This is a genomic window from Bacillus sp. UNC437CL72CviS29, assembly GCF_000482345.1.
Classification (GTDB): Bacteria; Bacillota; Bacilli; order Bacillales; family Bacillaceae_G; genus Bacillus_A; species Bacillus_A arachidis.
On record NZ_AXVB01000018.1, the window covers coordinates 16,324 to 36,664 of the forward strand.

At 35.2% G+C, this 20,341-nt stretch carries 15 protein-coding genes and 1 riboswitch; of the genes, 1 reads left to right on the forward strand and 14 read right to left on the reverse strand.

Annotation, left to right across the window (positions count from 1 at the left end):
* Positions 1-21 precede the first annotated feature (21 nt).
* The 6 genes from ilvA to thiM all read right to left on the reverse strand — a co-directional run bounded on the left by ilvA (position 22) and on the right by thiM (position 5,733).
* Positions 22-1,230: a threonine ammonia-lyase gene (gene ilvA / locus M014_RS0115505; RefSeq protein ID WP_026592557.1), complete on the reverse strand. Its 1,209-nt coding sequence runs from the start codon at positions 1,228-1,230 to the stop codon at positions 22-24.
* 247 nt (positions 1,231-1,477) lie between these two features.
* A complete protein-coding gene (locus M014_RS0115510; protein WP_026592558.1) occupies positions 1,478-2,239 on the reverse strand; it encodes a hypothetical protein in 762 nt (253 codons plus the stop codon).
* 17 nt (positions 2,240-2,256) lie between these two features.
* A complete protein-coding gene (locus M014_RS0115515) occupies positions 2,257-2,772 on the reverse strand; it encodes a hypothetical protein (protein WP_155924337.1) in 516 nt (171 codons plus the stop codon).
* 136 nt (positions 2,773-2,908) lie between these two features.
* Positions 2,909-4,048 carry a WXG100 family type VII secretion target gene (locus tag M014_RS27580; RefSeq protein ID WP_026592560.1) on the reverse strand — a complete coding sequence of 380 codons (1,140 nt, stop codon included), beginning with the start codon at positions 4,046-4,048 and terminating at the stop codon, positions 2,909-2,911.
* A 206-nt stretch (positions 4,049-4,254) separates the two neighbouring features.
* Positions 4,255-4,917: a thiamine phosphate synthase gene (gene thiE, locus M014_RS0115525; protein ID WP_081811055.1), complete on the reverse strand. Its 663-nt coding sequence runs from the start codon at positions 4,915-4,917 to the stop codon at positions 4,255-4,257.
* 6 nt (positions 4,918-4,923) lie between these two features.
* Positions 4,924-5,733: a hydroxyethylthiazole kinase gene (thiM, locus tag M014_RS0115530; RefSeq protein WP_026592562.1), complete on the reverse strand. Its 810-nt coding sequence runs from the start codon at positions 5,731-5,733 to the stop codon at positions 4,924-4,926.
* 69 nt (positions 5,734-5,802) lie between these two features.
* Positions 5,803-5,912, reverse strand: a riboswitch (TPP riboswitch).
* Between the two features lie 283 nt (positions 5,913-6,195).
* On the opposite strand from thiM, the gene M014_RS0115535 reads away from it, so the two are divergent.
* Positions 6,196-8,385 (forward strand): DNA topoisomerase III, encoded by a 2,190-nt coding sequence (locus M014_RS0115535; RefSeq protein ID WP_026592563.1) that lies wholly within the window; start codon positions 6,196-6,198, stop codon positions 8,383-8,385.
* Between the two features lie 41 nt (positions 8,386-8,426).
* On the opposite strand, the gene M014_RS0115540 is transcribed toward M014_RS0115535, so the two are convergent.
* The 8 genes from M014_RS0115540 to arcD all read right to left on the reverse strand — a co-directional run bounded on the left by M014_RS0115540 (position 8,427) and on the right by arcD (position 20,341).
* Complete coding sequence (locus M014_RS0115540) at positions 8,427-11,225, reverse strand: YhgE/Pip domain-containing protein (RefSeq protein WP_026592564.1); 2,799 nt, start codon at positions 11,223-11,225, stop codon at positions 8,427-8,429.
* Between the two features lie 307 nt (positions 11,226-11,532).
* Entirely contained in the window at positions 11,533-12,324 is a 792-nt protein-coding gene (locus M014_RS0115545; RefSeq protein WP_026592565.1) for an endonuclease/exonuclease/phosphatase family protein, read from the reverse strand.
* Between the two features lie 3 nt (positions 12,325-12,327).
* Entirely contained in the window at positions 12,328-13,965 is a 1,638-nt protein-coding gene (locus M014_RS0115550) for a PTS transporter subunit IIBC (RefSeq protein ID WP_026592566.1), read from the reverse strand.
* A gap of 189 nt (positions 13,966-14,154) precedes the next feature.
* Positions 14,155-15,819: a glycoside hydrolase family 13 protein gene (locus M014_RS0115555; RefSeq protein ID WP_026592567.1), complete on the reverse strand. Its 1,665-nt coding sequence runs from the start codon at positions 15,817-15,819 to the stop codon at positions 14,155-14,157.
* Between the two features lie 327 nt (positions 15,820-16,146).
* Entirely contained in the window at positions 16,147-16,830 is a 684-nt protein-coding gene (locus tag M014_RS0115560) for a hypothetical protein (protein WP_026592568.1), read from the reverse strand.
* Between the two features lie 202 nt (positions 16,831-17,032).
* Positions 17,033-17,722, reverse strand: coding sequence for a Crp/Fnr family transcriptional regulator (locus M014_RS0115565; protein ID WP_026592569.1), 690 nt, complete (start codon positions 17,720-17,722; stop codon positions 17,033-17,035).
* A 203-nt stretch (positions 17,723-17,925) separates the two neighbouring features.
* Positions 17,926-18,888, reverse strand: a complete 963-nt coding sequence (gene arcC, locus M014_RS0115570) for a carbamate kinase (RefSeq protein WP_026592570.1) — start codon at positions 18,886-18,888, stop codon at positions 17,926-17,928.
* A gap of 37 nt (positions 18,889-18,925) precedes the next feature.
* A complete protein-coding gene (gene arcD / locus M014_RS0115575; RefSeq protein WP_026592571.1) occupies positions 18,926-20,341 on the reverse strand; it encodes an arginine-ornithine antiporter in 1,416 nt (471 codons plus the stop codon).

The window sequence follows — 20,341 nt, forward strand, 5'->3', positions numbered from 1 at the left end:
TCAAACGTTTGTTTAAATTTTTCATTCAATAATTTCTACGTTATACCCTTTCTTTTCTATCCCACTTAATACTTCTTCAATATGATTTTTATCCTTCGTCTCTAGCGATAAATGAAGCTGCGCATAACCTGGGAATACCTTTGTTCCAATCCGCTCTAAATGAATATGCAACACGTTTGCTTCAAAACTTGTTACAATTTCCAGTAAGTGTTGCAAATGTCCTGGTTTATCTTTAATCATCGTTGCAATATGAACGAATCGCCCTGCTTCAACCATTCCATGTTCAATAATACGAGTAATGAAGTTTACGTCGACATTACCTCCGCTTAATATTGACACAACTTTCTTCTCTTTCACAGGTACTTTTTGATAAAGTAAAGCCGCTAATGAACTAGCACCCGATCCCTCTACTAATAGCTTATTGCGTTCAAGTAGCATTAGCATCGTTCGCGCTATTTCCATTTCATCCACACAAAAAATACCATCTACGTAACGCTCTACAAGCTGAAAAGTATGCTCTCCTGGCCTTTTCACCGCGATTCCATCTGCCATAGTTGGTGAAGATTCTACTGTAATTACTTTCTTTTCTTCGATAGATTGCTTCATACCTGGACAGGCAAGTGCTTGTACACCATATATTTTCACCGATGGCTTTTGCTCTTTAATCGCCATCGCAACACCTGCGATTAAGCCCCCGCCTCCAATAGGACAAATAACAGCTTCTACATCATCAAGCTGCTGCAAGATTTCTAAGCCTACGGTACCCTGACCCGCAATCACCGCTTCATCATCAAACGGATGAACAAATTTCGCTCCCGTTTGTTCTTTCAAGTCTAGCGCATAAGCTAAAGCATCATCAAATACATCCCCTTGTAATTCCACATGTGCACCATATCGCTTCGTCGCCAACACTTTACTAAGCGGTGCACCTTTTGGCATCACAATCGTGCAAGGAATGCCAAGCATATTACTAGAATAGGCGACTCCTTGAGCATGATTTCCAGCTGACGCAGCAATGACTCCATTCTCCATTTCACCTTTATCAAGAGAAACCATCTTATTATAAGAACCACGCACCTTAAAAGAACCCGTCTTTTGCAAATTTTCCAGTTTTAAATACACTTCATTCTTTGATAATTCACTAAATGTACTTGAATAATCTAGTGGTGTCATATGTACAATGCCTTTCATTTTCTCATGAGCAGCTATAATGTCTTGTAAAGAAATCATGTTGTCGCCTCCGAAACAATATATGTTCATACACGTTAGTTTGAGCGGCACCAATGTTTTTATGCTGAAAAGTAAAACTTTAATCCGTGGAATTGCTTCCCCTGACTATTTCTATCTCATGAATTAAAATTTTGTTGAACATCAATCTCTCACTTCACCGCCTTGTTTTCCAAAAAAAATGTAAGATAAGAATATTAATGCACCAAAATTCCTGCTAAAACCCTTACTTCTGTAAAAACTACATACATCAAATATGAAATGTATAGTACCTTTGTAATTGAAAAACCTTTACCGCAATATAACCACATAATAAAGCTGTATCTTCAATGACTCCTTGAATTGCCATTGAGATTTTCAATATAAATTCTTCATAGCTGCCTCTTTTAAAAGATATAGAACTAAGAGCGTCTTTAATTAGACCTCTTCTTTGGTCTAAGGCAACTTGTAAAACCGCTTGAACCCAAACAGCAAAAGCAGGTGCCTCTTGAATAATTGGTTGTGCAATATAATACCCCATACCTGGCTGAATATCTTCATCTACTGCCATTACAAGCTGTTTTTCTCTTTCTCTCACATACCCTGAATAACTACCTTCAAAAGTTCGAATAATATGTAATAATTCATCTATTTCTCCGTCTCTTGTCACCAAATCTGCTTCTAGCATGCAGAGCGTTCCCATAAAGTCAAATACTACTTGTTCTCCCCATGACTGTAATATATATATCGCATTTGTTGCCGCTTCTTCTAATGATTCAGCCTCTTGAACTTTTTCATTTAATTCTTCTACTAACGGTTCTGCTTGAATCCATTCCCCTGTGTATCGGTGTAAATACCAAAATAAACCCATCCATACATTTTCATATAGATAATTAACTTCTCGCACAACCTCTGGTCTTAAAGACTGATTCTCTACTGAATCCCCTTCGAATAATTGCTGTACAATTTCTTCTATATTATCTGGATTACTTTTTAATGCATCATCTATTTTTATAATGTCATGCTTAATCAAATTTCTCCCTCCCTAAATTAAAACCCATTAAATTTTGGATTGCCCTTTCCAAAAGCATCAAAATTCGGATGATCAATTTTATAATGTGTAGCTTGAAAAAACATTGAGAGTAATAAAAGTCCCACCGATAATATTCCTAATACAATTCCACCGCCTACATGTTCTCCATATCTTCCCTGCAGCTCTGTATTTAAAAAATGTCCCGCAAACCCTGCAGTTCCCCCCCCTAAAAAACCTAATCCATAAATAATTTTTCCAATTACTGTTTTAGGATTTATTGCTTCTTTTAAAATAATTCCCCGGAATTTATAACCTATTATTTTACATATCAGAAAACACCCTACCATTCCAACACCAATTTCCCACATACTTCCCCATCTATACCACGTTGCCATCAAAGTAAATATGCAAGATAAATCAAACTGAATAATACCAAAATAAATTCGCCAGCCTAAATACTTCTCCCACTTAAATACATAAGAAAGTACAGCTAACAAAAAGTTTAAAAGCAAGCCAGAAATAACATATAACATACTATCCGGCCATGTCACTAAACATGCACACCCAAAAACGAACGGAAAAAAAACACTATAATAAATCCCTTTATATAGCCTTATATCTTTTTTTGTGTTCAAATTTTCACTTCCCTATATACGTTATATAAATCTTTCAAGAGAAGATTGAGATTACGGATTTTCCAATTGAATTTCCAATTCCTTTTACTTTATCTGAAATCGAATTTCCAACATTTTTTATAACTGCTGATGAACCTTTTAGAAAATCATTTACTCCTTTTTTAACAGTATTATCTATAAAGTTTCCTACCCCTCCAGAAGATAGGATGTAACTGGCACCTAAACCAACCAAGAAACCAACTGCTGTTCCAACCCCTGGAATTACAGAGCCAATTGTTGCCCCCATCAAGGCCCCTGATGCTGCAGTTGCAGCTGCCCCAGCAGCTACAGATACGGCTGCTCTGCCTAAATCCACAGTAAGTGCAGATGCATATTCAGTACTTAGTAAGCCTTTTCCATTAGACAAATATTCTTTTGTTGTACCACCTACAGTTAATAAGGTCCCAAATAAACCTTTCCCTTTCATAATATTTTTTATCGCTTCTACACTTTTACCTTTTTTAAACAGACTCGTTACATCAAAACTTTCTTTTAACGCACCTTTCACACCATTTCCCAAACTATAATATTTTCCTACTTTTGTATTATCATAGTTATATCTTGTCCCATTTAAACCAGATGTTTTCTTCCACCCTAAATACTGCCTATCTACTATTTTTAGAAAAAACCCTGCACTTTTCTTTAATTTTCCTCCATCTGAAAATCCAGTAAATGGTCTTTTTTGCCCATATAAGTATGTTTTTCCCTTCACAGCATCCGGCTTTATCTTTAAGCCTTTCGCAATTGAACCATATCCAGGTATAATCACTTTATAGTAGGCACCACTTAATGTTTTATATAATTTCCCTAAACCTAACGCATTATCTGCATTTAAATTAGAAATGCCCTTACTTTTCTGCTGTGAAAGTGCCCCTTCTCTATCTGCTTTCTCAAACTCTTCAGCCTTCTGTCTTAGTTTATCTCCGAGCTCATAATATTGCTTACTAATATTTTTAGCCACAGTAGAAGCTTGTTGCATTTCATGTTCAATCCGACTCCTTACCTTTACTTCCCATTGTATTTGGGCATACGAACTTCGAAGTTGTCCATCTGTTTGTTCGATAAAGTAAGCAAACTCCTGTATCTTCTTTGCTAACTGATATAATTTTTCTGGTGTTACTATAATTTTTGTCATCTTGGCAATCACCTTTTTTCAAAAAAGATAGAATAATCAGTTTTAACAAACCGATTATATCATACCATTTTTTACATTTCCATAAAAAGGAATAATATAATGATATACAATTTCATATATGTATTAAAATGACACTCGCGCTCTCAAAATAGCTCATTATTATATAAGAAAAGCAGCTTATTTCTTTTTAAGCTGCTTTCTCTTTCTTATTTATTTACTTGTTCCATAAGTTTCTTCGTACTTTCATAAGGTGAATCTGCTAAACTTATCTCTGAAATAATGGACACTCCATCTGCCCCTGCCTCTATAACAGAAGCGGCGTTTTCAGTTGTAATTCCACCAATCCCAACAATTGGGATCGTAATTCCTGACTCTCTAAAATGACGCAACCCCTTCGTTCCTTGTACTGCTTTTGTATCCTTTTTCGTGCTTGTTGGAAAGATAGGCCCTACTCCTAAATAATCCGCTCCGTTTGCAATCGCAAAACGCGCTTCTTCTATCGTATGGGCAGATACCCCAACAATTTTATCTCCCATTTTTTCACGAACGGATGTAATTCCTTCATCATCTTGGCCGACATGAACACCATCTGCATCTAATTCAATTGCTAATTCCACATCATCATTCACGATAAAAGGTACATCATATTCTTTACAAAGCATTTGTAGCTGCTTAGCAAAATGCACTCGTTCTTCTCCAGCTAAAGCTCCTTCACCTTTTTCACGAAATTGAAAAAGGGTCACTCCACCATCTAGCGCTTCTTTCGTAACTTGCAGTGGATCCTTTTGGCAGTTATTACTTCCCATAATAAAATAGACTTGTAATAACTTAGATATTTGTTGTCTATCTATGCGTGGCATTTCTCTCATCCCCCCTTAGCGAACCCCTTCCACTTCTCCATATTGTTCAACATCATTTGCAGTAACATTAGCTAGCTGATTCAAAAATTCAATTTGGAAACTCCCTGGGCCTTGCTCTACCGTTTTACTTGCAGCGATTTCTGCTGCTACACCATAAAATGTTAATGCAGCAACTGCCGCTTTCACATAATCTTTTTCAACTGCTGCGAATGCTCCCATTACAGAAGTTAATAAACAGCCTGTTCCTGTAACTTTCGTTAAAATCGGATGGCCGTTACGAATGATAACTGTTCGCTCACCATCTGTTACAACGTCTTCTTTTCCAGTAATCACCACCACTGTATCTAGTTCATCCGCTGCTTGTTTCGCAATTCCTACAACATCACCGTTTCCAGTTCCAGCATCGACGCCTTTAATTTCCCATTTCTCATTAATTACATTGGCAATTTCCGCTGCATTTCCGCGAAGCATTGCTAATTTCACTTCACTCGGAATATATCTTGCTACTTCTGTTCGATAAGAAGTAGCCCCTGCGCCAACTGGATCAAATAATACTGGTACATGATGTGTATTTGCAGATTTTCCAGCAATGAGCATCGCTTCCACTTCTTCAGGGCGCAGCGTACCCATATTTAGAACGAGCGCTCCTGCAATGCTAGCCATTTCTGCCACTTCTTCTTTTGCATACGCCATCACAGGTGATGCTCCTAATGCAAGTAAGCCATTGGCTGTAAAGTTTGTCACAACGACATTTGTAATATTATGCACAAGAGGATTAGCCCCTCTTACTGTTTCCACTACTTTTGCGATTTCTTGTATATTCATTCTCTTCATCTCCTAACTTAATAGTGGGAGATACACAAAAAGACACTTTGCGTATGCAAAGTGCCTGAACATGTGCTGTTACACTCTCCCTACGCTGGCATTATCCAACAGGTTCTAATGGTCAACGACAGATTAGTCGTACTCTCAGTCTGCATCCGCAAACTCCCATGTGTTCTTATTCATCTAATTCAGAGTCTACTCTTATTCTAATAAAATAACAAGTTTGTATATTTTTTATCTTTATATTTAGAAAGATATTTTGGCACATCATCTTTTATCACTTCCACCACTTCGCCACAACACGCTTTGATACTTTTCCATAAAAACGAAAAACATCCCCCTACTATTCAAAGATGTAGAGTATTTAATGACTAACAAAAGGTTAGAATCTTCAACATAACTGAATCAAAAAAGGATGTATGCTATATTTAACTTATGGAAATTTGAAAGGATGTTTTAAATATGGCAAAAAGTGTTGTAATTGCTGAGAAACCTTCTGTCGCACGTGATATTGCACGTGTACTACAGTGTGATAAAAAAGGTAACGGTTATCTTGAAGGTAATAAATATATCGTTACTTGGGCTTTAGGGCATCTCGTTACATTAGCAGACCCAGAAAGCTATGATATAAAATACAAAAAGTGGAATCTAGAAGATTTACCAATGCTACCTGAACGTTTGAAATTAACAGTGATTAAGCAAACTGGCAAACAGTTTAATGCCGTTAAAAGCCAACTAATTAGAAAAGATGTAAATGAAATCATTGTAGCTACAGACGCAGGTCGCGAGGGGGAATTAGTCGCCCGGTGGATTATTGATAAAGTTAAAATTAATAAACCTATCAAACGTCTATGGATTTCATCTGTTACCGATAAAGCAATCAAAGACGGATTCGCAAACTTAAAACCAGGTAAAGCATATGACAATTTATACGCTTCAGCTGTCGCTCGTTCAGAAGCTGACTGGTACATCGGCCTAAATGCAACACGTGCATTAACTACAAGGTTTAATGCTCAACTAAACTGTGGTCGTGTACAAACACCTACTGTGGCTATCATTGCAGGTCGTGAAGATGAAATAAAAAACTTCAAAGCACAAACATACTATGGTATTGAAGCTCAAACATCTAGCAAATTAAAGCTAACTTGGCAAGATGCGAAAGGCAATAGTCGTAGCTTTAATAAAGAGAAAGTCGATGCCGTTGTGAAAAAACTTGACAAGCACAATGCTACTGTCGTTGACATTGAGAAAAAGCAGAAAAAATCATTTGCTCCTGGTCTTTATGATTTAACAGAGCTACAACGTGATGCGAATAAAATTTTTGGTTACTCTGCAAAAGAAACGCTAAATATTATGCAAAAATTGTATGAGCAGCACAAAGTATTAACGTATCCTCGTACAGATTCACGTTATATCTCATCCGATATTGTCGGAACACTTCCAGAACGTCTAAAAGCGTGTGGAGTAGGAGAATATCGTCCTTTAGCTCATAAGGTTTTAAATAAATCTATAAAAGTTTCTAAGGCATTTGTTGATGATAGTAAGGTAAGCGATCATCACGCAATTATCCCAACGGAAAGCTATGTGAATTTCTCAGCTTTCACAGATAAGGAACGCAAAATTTACGATTTAGTGGTAAAGCGCTTCTTAGCAGTTTTATTCCCAGCCTTCGAATATGAACAACTAACATTACGCACAAAAATTGGTGATGAAACATTCGTCGCACGCGGTAAAACAATTTTACATTCTGGTTGGAAAGAAGTATATGAAAACAGATTTGAGGATGATGATGCAGGGGAAGATTTAAAAGAGCAAATTTTACCTCGTATTGAAAAAGGCGATACATTAAACGTAAAACTAATTGCACAAACATCAGGTCAAACAAAACCACCTGCACGCTTTAATGAAGCAACATTACTTTCAGCGATGGAAAACCCAACAAAATACATGGATACGCAAAACAAACAACTTGCTGACACATTAAAGTCAACTGGTGGATTAGGTACTGTAGCCACACGAGCTGATATTATCGACAAGCTATTCAATTCATTCTTAATTGAAAAACGTGGTAAAGATATTCACATTACATCAAAAGGCCGTCAGTTACTTGATTTAGTACCGGAAGAACTAAAATCTCCTACACTAACTGGTGAATGGGAGCAAAAACTTGAAGCGATCGCAAAAGGTAAATTAAAAAAAGAAGTATTCATTGCTGAAATGAAAAGCTATACGAAAGAAATTGTTACTGAAATTAAAGCGAGCAATAAAAAGTATAAACATGACAACATTTCAACGAAGTCTTGTCCAGACTGCGGTAAACCAATGCTTGAAGTAAACGGTAAAAAGGGCAAAATGCTCGTATGCCAAGACCGCGAATGTGGACATCGTAAAAATGTATCTCGTACGACAAATGCCCGTTGCCCACAATGTAAGAAAAAATTAGAACTACGTGGTGAAGGTGCTGGCCAAATTTTCGCGTGTAAGTGCGGATATCGTGAAAAGTTATCCACTTTCCAAGAACGTCGTAAGAAAGAATCAGGTAATAAAGCAGATAAACGCGACGTTCAAAAATATATGAAACAGCAACAAAAAGAAGAAGAGCCATTAAATAATGCACTTGCAGAAGCGTTAAAGAAATTAAAATTTGATTAAACAAAAAGGTTCCTACCGTTTTCAGTAGGAACCTCTTATTTTTAATGAATGATTTTACTTCCTTTTGCATTCTCAACGAATTTTTCACTCGATTTATTAATCGGTGTTTTCAGTACGAGTGCAAGTACAAGCATAATTACCACAAAGGCACTCAATACGAGAAGATCTCTTATCACAATATCCCAAAGCATTCCGCCCACTGTTTCACGAATCGCGCTAATTGCATATGTGAACGGTAAGAATGGATAAATTGTTTGGAAGAATTTTGGAAGCATTTGAATTGGGAATGTTCCACCCGATCCAGCCACCTGTAGTACGAGTAGAATGATTGCCATCGATTTCCCAACGTTTCCAAAAACAGAAACAAGTGAATACACGATACAAACAAAGACCCCACCAATAAATAAGCTGAATAAAACAAACCAAAACTTATCAACTACATACGTACCAAGTAAGAAAATATCTCCCATCGCTACAATAAATGCCTGTGCAAGACCTATCGTTAAGAACGTTAAGAAACGTCCAAAGTAAATCTCATGACTCTTATAATTTGCGCCTGGCTCATGTACTTCTACTGTTAATAATGAAACCATTAAAAGTGCCCCTACCCATAATGCAAGCACTGTATAGAATGGTGACATCCCCGAACCGTAGTTTGGCATCGCAAATAATTTATTTTCTTTTAAATTTACTGGTTTTGCAAAGTAATCACTTTGCTGTTCAACATCATTTTTCAATAAACGGATGATGTCTTTTACATCCTCTTCCGACTCAAATTGGCGAATCTTATCTGCTAGTTCCTTAATCTTTTTCTCAGTAGCTGGCATCTCAGCTTTAATATCTTCAACTTTCTTTGTACCTTCTACTAAGCCTTTCGATGAATCTTCTAACAGTTTTTTAACATCTGGAAGACTTTTATTTGCTTCGCCTAGAATTTTAGCAGTATCTTTTGACATTTGCTTTGTACGTTCAATTGCAGCATTAAAGCTCGGAGCGATTTCAGAATCATATCTTGCTAAAATGTCGCCTAATTGTGCTGAAGTACTTTTTGACACTTGGTTAATACTTTCAATTACATCTTTTGCTGGTTGCTGTCCTTTATCAATCGCAGCAATTCCTTTATTCGTTAAATCCATTCCTTTTTGAAGATCGGCTTTTACTTTGTTTAACTTATCAATCTGATTGTTAACATTTTTATCGCTATTAACATCACCTAAAATTTTATTCAAATCATTTAAGACAGGTATCATATCATCAATCATATTTATAGTTGCTTGAAATTGACCATTTAAGCTGTTTAAAGCTGTTTTCGTAGTACCTAATCCATTAATACCTTTATTTTGTAAATCTTCTTTTGCCTTTTTGAAATCTTCTATTGTCTTTTGAGCACTCTCTATTGTATTTCCTGCCTCATTTTTCAACTGTTCTGCCGTGCCCACTGCTTTTTGGAAATCTGCTACAAAAGTTTCATTATAATCTTTTTCAGCTTGATCAATTAAACCATTTACTGCATTTAATTTTTGATTAACAGCGTCTCTTACATCTTGTTTTACTTCTTGACCTGTACTAATTAACTCTCCAACATGTTTAATTCTATCATCTGCATCCTGCAGAGATTGTTTAAGAATAGTTAAATGCTCAACCCTATCTCCAAAGACTTTTCGACCGAAATCCGTTGATGCACTCTTTTGAAGTTCAGTAAAGAAATCAATTAAATACGATACATCACTTATTCGTCCTTGGATGTGTTTAGAAGCATCAGCTACATTTTTCTGGGCTACAGATGGGTCAACATCTTTATTTTTCAATCCATCCATAACACTTTGTGCATATGCAGTTCCCACACGCGTGGAGTTAAAAACATTGTTCACAGTTTGATTAATACCGTTCGCTATATTTTTATATCCCTCTGTATTAACTTGTGGAAGATCTGGAATATCTGGGAGGGCTATATTTAAATCAAACCCTGGATGCATTAAGAAGTCTGTAGCCGTCGCTGCACCATCCATTCCTTTTTTCAATACCGTTAAGTTATTTTTCATAACGCCAGGCGCATTATCTAAAGTTTGACCATTTCTTGCAAAGAATGCATCCAAATCTTTCGTCATTTGTTGTCCATCACGAATCACATTTTCTACTGTCGGTAATGTATTTTGTGCAGTCTTCACAAGCCCTTGCGCTCTACCAGCATCATCTAATGCTGTATTCACAAGTGTATACATTTCCGGGAATTGTGCTTCTAGCTTAAACACAAGATCTTTTACTTTTTCAATACTTGGTAAGTTTGTTTCTAAATCGATTCCAAGGTCATTGAAGATTTTAAAAATCTCACCATTTGCTGTTTTAACAAAGTTTTTACTGATTTCTTCTGCTATACCTGATGCACCTTTTGCCGTAATTTTCGGTGCAATGGCATTAACCTTTTCATTTACAAAATAGTTCAGCTCTGGTTTTTGTGGATTATCGCTAATGACTGTTGTAATTTTTTCAGAGAAGTCTTTTGGAATCGTAATGCTTGCATAATAGTCTCCACGCTCTACTCCATAAATCGCTTGCTTTTCATCAACAAATTTCCAACCAAAATTCTTGTCTTTCTTAAGTGAATCTATAATTTCTTTCCCGATGTTAATATCTTTTCCTCGTAGGTTCGATCCAACATCTTGGTTAGAAACTGCAATCGGGATCTCTTTCGTGTTCCCATATGGGTCCCATGAAGCTTTAATGTTAAACCATGCATATAAAGATGGTAAAATCATAAGCCCTATTACAATTACAATCGCAGCCCAATGTTTGGCTACATTCCGTAAGTCCGTCGTATAAATACGCCATATCTGTTTCATATAAGTTATCACCTAATTATATATTTTTCCTTCTTTAGAAAATGATGCATGCATTTTGCAATTATATCATTTTCCTCGTTGTCGCTTAAAAGAAAATGTACTATTTTCCAAAAACCTTTTACTTACTTCATTATATAACGAAACCGATAAAGTATTCATACAAAATGACCAAATCGGTTTTACATTCAGTAATAACAAATATATAGGAAATGTCATAAGAAATACAAGTATTTTATCTTGGAAATACTTGTATTTGCAGAAAAAAAATCCTCATAGCGCTTACATGGCCATGAGGATTCCTTCTATATTATATATCCAACTGAACTTCTACTCCAAAATGGTCTGAAATAACATTTCGATTTACACCATTGAAAATAACTTTTGAAGAAAGAACTGTTGTTGGTTTGTTGCTTAAAATAAGATCAATTCGTAAGTTCTGCTTATTTTCATCCCAACCAGCAATTTTCCCTTGTACAGTTGTTCCTTCATCTTTTTTCAAAGCTAACTCATATGTGTCATAAAACCCTTTTTGCATAAGGTAATCATATCCTTCACCTTGCAAACGAGCATTATTATTAAAATCACCCATTAAGAATGAAAGTTCATTTCTATTCACATTCTTGATTAAACAATCTACTTGATCCTGAAACGGCTCTTCTTCATCATTCCACCAGCCGAGGTGACAAGAATACAATGTTATATTCTTCCCTTTATAAGAGATTGTTACACTAACAATTTTCCGTGCTTTCCAATAAGAGATATCCTTACTTTCTGATATAAAGAAAGAATTTTGCTTCACAATCGGATGTTTCGTGATGATAGCTAAACCTTCTTCATATATGTCATAACCAATATGCGAGAAATCCCAAACGATATTGTAATTTCTTAAGCCTAACTTCTCAAGCTCTGCAAGTAATACAAGGCCGTAGTTATCCTTTTTCTTATTACCGCATACATTTTGAGCTTTTATAGACTGGCTGACCTCTTGCAAGGCAATAACATCGTAATCTTCTTCTTGAATCGTTTTAGCGAGATGTCTTATTTTCTCTATTTGATTCTCTTCTTGCCAAGAATGACAGTTTAAAGTAAGTAATTTCATTTATTATGCACCTAACATATCTTGAATGTCTGATTTCAACACATCAGCTTTCGGACCGTATACTGCTTGAACACCTTTGTCTTTTACAATAAGTCCCAAAGCTCCGTTTTGCTTCCACTGTGCCTCTGGTGCAACTACATCTAGATTTTTTACTGTTACACGCAGACGTGTCATACAAGCATCTACATCAGCGATATTATCTTTCCCACCTAACAAATCAATAACCTTTGTTGCTAATGAGCCTTCTTTTACATTCGTTGTGCTTTCTTCTGATTCATCCTCGTTATCAATATAGTTACCTGCACGACCCGGTGTTGGTAAATTGAATTTCTTGATTAAGAAATTGAATAATGTAAAGTTTAAACCGAAGAATACTGCTGAGACAACTACAAAGTTAATTAAGTCTCTTGTTAATCCTGCGTTAACCATCATTGGTGTACGTGTAATCAATTCAATAAATCCAAACGCATGAACACGTAAGTTAATAAGATCTGCTAATGCAAATGCAAGTCCTGTTGTAATTGCATATACAATATATAATACCGGTGCAATAAACATGAACATAAATTCAATAGGTTCCGTTACACCTGTTAAAAATACTGCTAATGCAGCTGATAAAAACATTGGTTTATATTTTGCACGTTTATCTTTATCAACATTACGGAACATTGCAAACGCAATACCGATTAATGATGCAGTTGAACCAATCACTTGCCCAACTTTGAAGCGAGCTGGAACAACATTATTTAATAAATCGTTATACGCTTTTGTGTCACCATTTGCTAATAAATTATTCAAATCAGTAATCCATGCAAGCCATAACGGATCTTGTCCTGCTACAACCTGACCAACTTTTGCTCCAGTTAACATCGTATACGTTCCGCCAAGCTCTGTATAGTTCATCGGAATCGTTAACATATGATGTAATCCAAATGGTAATAACAAACGCTCTAATGTACCATATACGAACGGTGCAACAACTGGTGCACTGTCTTTTGATGCCGCAATCCAACGACCAAATTCGTTTAATCCACTTTGGATGAATGGCCATAAAAGTGATAAAACAATAGCAGTAATTGTAGACCAAACAATTACAACGAATGGTACAAATCGTTTTCCATTAAAGAATGCTAACGCTTGTGGTAATTTATTATAGTTATAATATTTATTGTATAAGGTAGCCCCTAAGAACCCTGTAATAATCCCTACGAATACTCCCATATTTAATGCTGGTGCACCAAGTACAGAAGTGAAATAATCTTTTACAATTAAATCCCCTGCTAATAATGAAGAAACTTTCGCTTTTGAATCCGCTAACATTTCAGCGTTCACACCGAATATAGCTCCTGTAATTCGGTTTGTTAAGACGAATGCTAATAGCGCTGCAAATGCACCACCTGCCCGATCTTTCGCCCAGGATCCCCCAATTGCTACTGCGAATAAAATATGCAAGTTTGTAATAATTGCCCAACCGATGTCTTCCATTACTCTAGCAATTGTATGTACTGCATTTACATCCCCAGCAGACATGCCAATTAGCTTACCGATGGAAATCATTAGACCAGCAGCTGGCATAACAGCTACAACAACTAGCAATGCTTTCCCGAACTTTTGCCAAAAATCAAAAGACGTAATTTTCATCTGTTTCTTCCTCCCTCTTATTTATAAAATCCCTAATGATATAGATAATAATTTCTTTTTTTATGAAAACGATACCTCTTTTTTAACGCAAACGTTTTCATAAACCTATTTTAATAAAAGCGTTTTCACATTGCAATATAAATTTATTATTTTTCATAAAAAAAGATGCTACGAGAGCATCTTTTTTTATCAAGAAATACGATAAACCCTTGTTTCATAAGGTTTTAAAGTAATTGTAGTACATTTGTTATGTTCTGTTACTTCATAGTTATTTAAGAGCAAACGTTTGCGTTCTAGTGCGAATGAATCCTCATTATACACCGCGTTCTCTTTAGATATATTACTAATTACAATAACTTTCTCATCATTTAACGTACGCGTATACGCATAAATTTGCGAATCGTCCTCTAAGATTAAATCATATGTTCCATAATTAAATACATCATGCTCTTTTTTAAGTGCAATCATCTTTTTATAGAAATTAAAAATAGAATTAGCCTCTACTTGCTGTTTTTGAACATTAATTTCTTTATAATTTGGATTCATTCCAAACCACGGTGTACCAGTTGTAAAACCAGCGTTTTCTTCATTATTCCATTGCATTGGTGTACGTGAATTATCACGACAAGACGCCCAAATGATTTCCATCATCTCTTGATGAGGTACACCTTCAGCAATTTTCTCGCGGTATAAATTCTTAATTGCTACATCATCATAATCTTCAATATTCGGGAACTGAACGTTTGTCATACCAATTTCTTGACCTTGATAAATGAATGGTGTTCCATGCATAAAGAAGTACATTGCTCCTAAAGCCGTTGCACTTTCACGCCAATACTGTTTATCATTTCCCCATGTGGAGACTATACGCGGCTTATCATGGTTCTCAATATAAAGTGCATTCCACCCTTTATTCTCTAATCCTTTTTGCCACTTTGTTAACACCTTTTTCAGTTCCACAACATCAAGTTCTTTTTTCTTTTCTGCATCCCATAAACTTAAATGCTCAAACTGAAATACCATATTGAATTTACCATTCTCTTCTCCAACCCAAAGGTCTGCATCTTCGATTTTGACACCATTGGCTTCCCCAACAGTCATAATATCGTATTTTGAAAATGTATTTTCCTTAAGTTCTTCTAAAAGTGGCTGAATTCCATTTACATTCATATGTTTATCAAAAGAAGGAACATACTTTAAGCCTTTTGGATTTGGCATGTCTTTTAGACCTTCTTCTTTTTTGATATGACTGATTGCATCTACACGGAAACCATCAATTCCTTTATCTAACCACCAGTTTACAGTATCATATAAGGTTTCACGGACTTCTGCATTCTCCCAGTTTAAATCTGGTTGTTTACGTGAGAATATGTGTAAGAAATATTGATCCGTTACTTCATCATATTCCCAAGCAGAACCACTAAAAATACTTTCCCAGTTATTCGGCTCTTCTCCATCCTTACCATCACGCCAGATATACCAATCACGTTTTGGATTATCTTTAGAAGAACGTGATTCAACAAACCACGGATGTTCATCACTCGTATGGTTAATCACTAAATCAATAATAAGCTTCATATCACGCTTATGCACTTCATCTAGTAATTCATCAAAATCAGCCATTGTACCAAACTCATCCATAATGTCTTGATAATCGCTAATATCATAACCATTGTCATCATTCGGTGATTTATACATTGGACAAATCCAAATTACATCTATTCCTAAATCCTTTAAATAATCAAGCTTTGCAATAATGCCTTGTAAATCTCCAATACCGTCACCGTTAGAATCCATAAAGCTACGTGGATAAATTTGATAAGCAACAGCTTCTTTCCACCATGTTTTATTCATAATAGTTCTCTCCTTTTGCATCCCTTCGGAAATTTATGCAAACGTTTTCGTAACACTATCATAACAAAATATGAGGAGTTTGCAACGAGAATTTTTATCTTATTATTAAATATCTACTTTTCATTAAGAAACAATACTCTCTTCTGATTGACCTTACACATTTTTTATACTGCTCCAAATTTTTAACTCTCCTTTCTCATGAATATAAGCACAAATAAAAAATCATCCCATTTATGTCCGATTTCCCGTAACATTTTGGATGATTAAAGTTTTCTTATCTCTTTCATTTTTAATTATTTCTCCCAAAAATTCCCTTGTTATACTACGCTAATTATATATCTTATGATTTTCATTCAATAACTGCAATTCGATATTTGGTACTTTATTTTCTAATACAGTCTCCCCATTGCCAACTGGAATTTGAAATTCAACTTTCTTTGTTTCATGGCGCTGTAAATAAACAGGTGTTGGTACTTGATAACTTTTCACTTTCTTGTTTTCATCTTGATATAGAACTAGCTGTAACGATTGTGAATGATTACGATAATTTTTTAAAGTGACGACGCAATTTTGCTTAAAATGCTCTCCCTTTTTTTCCATCTTACATTGACTATCTTCTTTTTTATATTCAATTGCCTCTAGTCCTTTTTTTCCTGTATAGTGCCATGTTTTATCAAGGGTTTGAAGTACTTTATTTAAAGTAAATGGCATCATTATAATCAAACTACTTATGCACACTACTTTTATTTTATTAAGCTTCTTTAACCAATTCGAATCATTCTTTTCTAACCATTTTATAAGAAATAGAAAAGAAATTACTTGTAGTACTAAAGAACAAATCCAGACATTCGAAATCTTATACCCCATATAAATATATGTATCTACTGGAATTCCATATGTATGAAATAGTTTTTCCCCGATTAATTCATTGTCGTTTGGTATTTTTATTAATAGTAATACTCCAATACTATAAAAAATAGCTACTAATCGATCATATTCAATCCGAATCATTCTTTCTCCCTTCCCCTTGTTTTTTATTATCGATTTTAGCTAAAATTATCGGAATATACAATCTTTTTATAGGGAATAACATAAAAAAGTTCCTTATAAATATATAAAGAACTTTATTAATATATAATACGAATAAGAGAATTAATATGTAATTTTACTATTTTAATAACACTTCTCTTATCTACTATTTATTATGCAGTTTTCACATCGAAATTTCCTCAAAATAAGTTGGATCATGTATTGTAATTTTTTTACCTAAAACCGTAACAATACTATCATTCTTTAACTGTTTTAATACACTACTCACAGTCTCTCGAGAAGTTCCAGATATTTTGGAAATTTCAATTGTCGTGAGCGGGCATGAAATTACAATCTCTTGACCATTCTGCTCACCTAAATCGTTCATTAAATAATTTAATGTCTGAATGACGCGATCTTGTGCATTGGGGATTGTAATATTTTGCACACGATTTTCGTTAATTGTTAATATAGAAGATAACTGCTGAACAACATACATGAGCTGTGTTCTGCTTGACTTCATCATATCTTCAAAAATCACTGTAGGAATATAATATACTTCTACATCTGTCATTGCTTCAGCTGTATAATTATATCTCTCATCAGTAAACATACCACCATAAGGAAAAATAGAAAGTCGTTTTACATAGTCTTCATATAATAAATTTCCGCTTTGATTCACTCGCTCTAACTTTACAAAACCATCTAGCATGAAATAAATTCTTTCTCTTGAATCACCTTCTAAAAATAAAAATTGACCTTTCTTATAAGTTCGCCAATAAACAAACTCTGTTAGGCCTTTCAATTTTTTTTCTGTTACATGCGAAAATAATTCAAACTGCTTTAGATCTTTAACTACATTCCGTCTATTCATAGAACTCCCTCTCTCTTGCTATATGTTGGAGTGAAACGTCAGGAAAGCGCATTCAAGTTTATTTTATCATAGTTAACCTATATATCTTGATTTTATCATGAATACTTTATGAACATTAGTTATCAAAAAATTACTCATAAGTAAAAAAGAATGAAGTTATTAACTCCATTCTTTTTTACTTACTAGTAATGAAAGAGCTATATTTATACACACACACATGCATCCTGATTAGAAATAATAGTACCTGCCTTTTCTTCTAATGCTTCATATACCTTTTCTAAAGAAGTAATAATTGTTTTTCGTTTTGGATCTGTATTAGCAAAGTTTATAGCAGCTTCAATTTTTGGGAGCATACTACCTGCTGCAAATTGATGATCCTGTATATATCCTTCTAATTCATCAACTGTAACAGCCTCTAATCTCTTTTGATCAGGTTGATTAAAATTCACATAAACATAATCAACTGCAGTTAAAATGACTAGCGTATCAGCATCTACTAATTCTGCTAACTTTTGAGCTGCAAAGTCTTTATCAATAACAGCCTCAGTACCTGTTAAACCTTCCTCAGAGTCAATAACTGGGATTCCGCCACCTCCAACAGCAATGACTATATTTCTATCTTCTACTAATGAATTGATTATTTTATGCTCATGAATACTCACAGGCTTTGGTGATGGAACAACTCGTCTCCAGCCCCTTCCTGCATCCTCTTTAAATACCGCTTTTGTTTCTTCCATTAACTTTCTCGCTTCTTCTTCTGTATAGAAAGGCCCAATTGGCTTTGTAGGATTTTGAAAAGCTTCATCCTTTTCATCCACGACAACACGTGTTATAACCGTTGCTACCTCTTTCTTTATTTTACGCTTTTTCAAAGCCTTCTCAATTGCATTTTCCATCCAATATCCAATCATTCCTTGGCTCATAGCACCACAAGTATCTAACGGCATTGCCGGTGTTTTTTCTGTATCGGCAGCTTTTTGTTGCAATAAAATGTTACCTACTTGCGGACCATTGCCATGTGCAATAACAACATCCACATCGTTTTCCATAATTTTAACGAGTTGCTCTGCCGTTCTTTCTAACGCTTCTTGCTGCGCCTCAGCAGTAGCCTTTCCAGATTGTATAGCATTTCCCCCTAGTGCAACTACGATTTTTCTTCGTGTCATATTTCAACCCTCCAATTGATTTCATTTTTACAAAAGTTTATAAAGTAATACTTCCTGTAATCAATCCGTAAATCGCAAAAAATGCTAAGGCACCAATAGCTACAGAAGATGCCAGTTCCACACGAGTAAATATTTGTTTTGGATTCGTTTGCTTTTGAACATTGTAAAAGATGAAAATACCTGGCGCATATAATGTCATTGTTAGTAATAAATAATCTAAACCCGCTGCATACACTAACCAAACTCCATAAATACTTGCCACCAAACCAATGATTATATTTTTTGTTCGATCTTTTTCTTCAGATTGTAAACTATACTTAAATTGATAGAATGCTGACAAAGCATAAGGAATTAAAATAGCAGAGGAAGCAAGAGAAAATGCAAAGTTATATGCTTGATCTGAAACAACAAATGTTAATAAGAAAATTTGAATTAAGCCATTTGTTATCCATAATGAATTTACAGGAGCTTTGTTTTTATTTTCTTTCGCAAACCACTTTGGAAACACTCCGTCTTTAGCAGCTAAATACGGAATTTCAGATGCAAGTAAAGTCCATCCTAGCCAAGCACCTAATACAGAAATAACTAAACCTAAGTTAATAAAGATAGCGCCCCATTTTCCGACAACACTTTCAAATAAATACGCCATAGCTGGGTTTTTTAGATTCGCAACATCTGCTTGTTGCATAAGTCCAAGAGATAATAATGTAAGTAAAATATAAATGATAAGTGTGCCAATTAATCCGATAACAGTTGCTTTCCCAACATCACTTCGGCTTTTAGCACGACTGGATAAGACAACAGCCCCTTCTACACCGATAAATACCCAAAGAGTTACAAGCATTGTACTCTTAACTTGGCTTCCTACCGCTCCCCAAGAAAAAGAACCTGCTTGGCCCCAAAATCCATCCAAGAAAATATCAAAGTGAAAAGCGAAAATACCCACCACAATAAATACAAATACAGGCACTAATTTTGCAATTGTTGTGACTAAATTTACTAGTGCTGCTGATTGTACGCCGCGTAAAATTAGCATGTGAACACACCATAGCAATACGCTCGCTCCGATAATCGATGCTACATTTTGTCCACCTTCAAAAACCGGAAAAAAGTATCCAAGTGAAGAAAATAGCAATGTACCGTAAGCTACATTACCAAGCCAAGCAGACAGCCAATACCCCCACGCACTATTGAATCCCATAAAATTACCAAATCCTGCTTTTGCATAACTAAAGATACCGCCATCTAAATCTGGTCTTTTTACCGTTAAATTTTGAAATGATAATCCAAGAGCAATCATCCCGATTCCCGTTATCACCCAACCGATAATAATAGCCCCGGAGCCAGCACCTTTTGCCATATCGCTTGCTAAGTTAAATGCCCCACCACCTATCATGGAACCAACAACAAGAGCTGTTAAAGTAAATAATCCTAATTTCTTTTCTTCACCCAT

Coding starts and splice junctions, on each gene's coding strand:
- M014_RS0115535 (WP_026592563.1), top strand. CDS start 6,196: ATGGCAAAAAGTGTTGTAATTGCTGAGAAACCTTCTGTCGCACGTGAT.
- ilvA (WP_026592557.1), bottom strand. CDS start 1,230: ATGATTTCTTTACAAGACATTATAGCTGCTCATGAGAAAATGAAAGGC.
- thiM (WP_026592562.1), bottom strand. CDS start 5,733: ATGAATATACAAGAAATCGCAAAAGTAGTGGAAACAGTAAGAGGGGCT.
- M014_RS0115515 (WP_155924337.1), bottom strand. CDS start 2,772: ATGTTATATGTTATTTCTGGCTTGCTTTTAAACTTTTTGTTAGCTGTA.
- arcC (WP_026592570.1), bottom strand. CDS start 18,888: ATGACACGAAGAAAAATCGTAGTTGCACTAGGGGGAAATGCTATACAA.
- M014_RS0115550 (WP_026592566.1), bottom strand. CDS start 13,965: ATGAAAATTACGTCTTTTGATTTTTGGCAAAAGTTCGGGAAAGCATTG.
- M014_RS27580 (WP_026592560.1), bottom strand. CDS start 4,048: ATGACAAAAATTATAGTAACACCAGAAAAATTATATCAGTTAGCAAAG.
- M014_RS0115555 (WP_026592567.1), bottom strand. CDS start 15,819: ATGAATAAAACATGGTGGAAAGAAGCTGTTGCTTATCAAATTTATCCA.
- arcD (WP_026592571.1), bottom strand. CDS start 20,341: ATGGGTGAAGAAAAGAAATTAGGATTATTTACTTTAACAGCTCTTGTT.
- M014_RS0115540 (WP_026592564.1), bottom strand. CDS start 11,225: ATGAAACAGATATGGCGTATTTATACGACGGACTTACGGAATGTAGCC.
- thiE (WP_081811055.1), bottom strand. CDS start 4,917: ATGAGAGAAATGCCACGCATAGATAGACAACAAATATCTAAGTTATTA.
- M014_RS0115565 (WP_026592569.1), bottom strand. CDS start 17,722: ATGAATAGACGGAATGTAGTTAAAGATCTAAAGCAGTTTGAATTATTT.
- M014_RS0115560 (WP_026592568.1), bottom strand. CDS start 16,830: ATGATTCGGATTGAATATGATCGATTAGTAGCTATTTTTTATAGTATT.
- M014_RS0115545 (WP_026592565.1), bottom strand. CDS start 12,324: ATGAAATTACTTACTTTAAACTGTCATTCTTGGCAAGAAGAGAATCAA.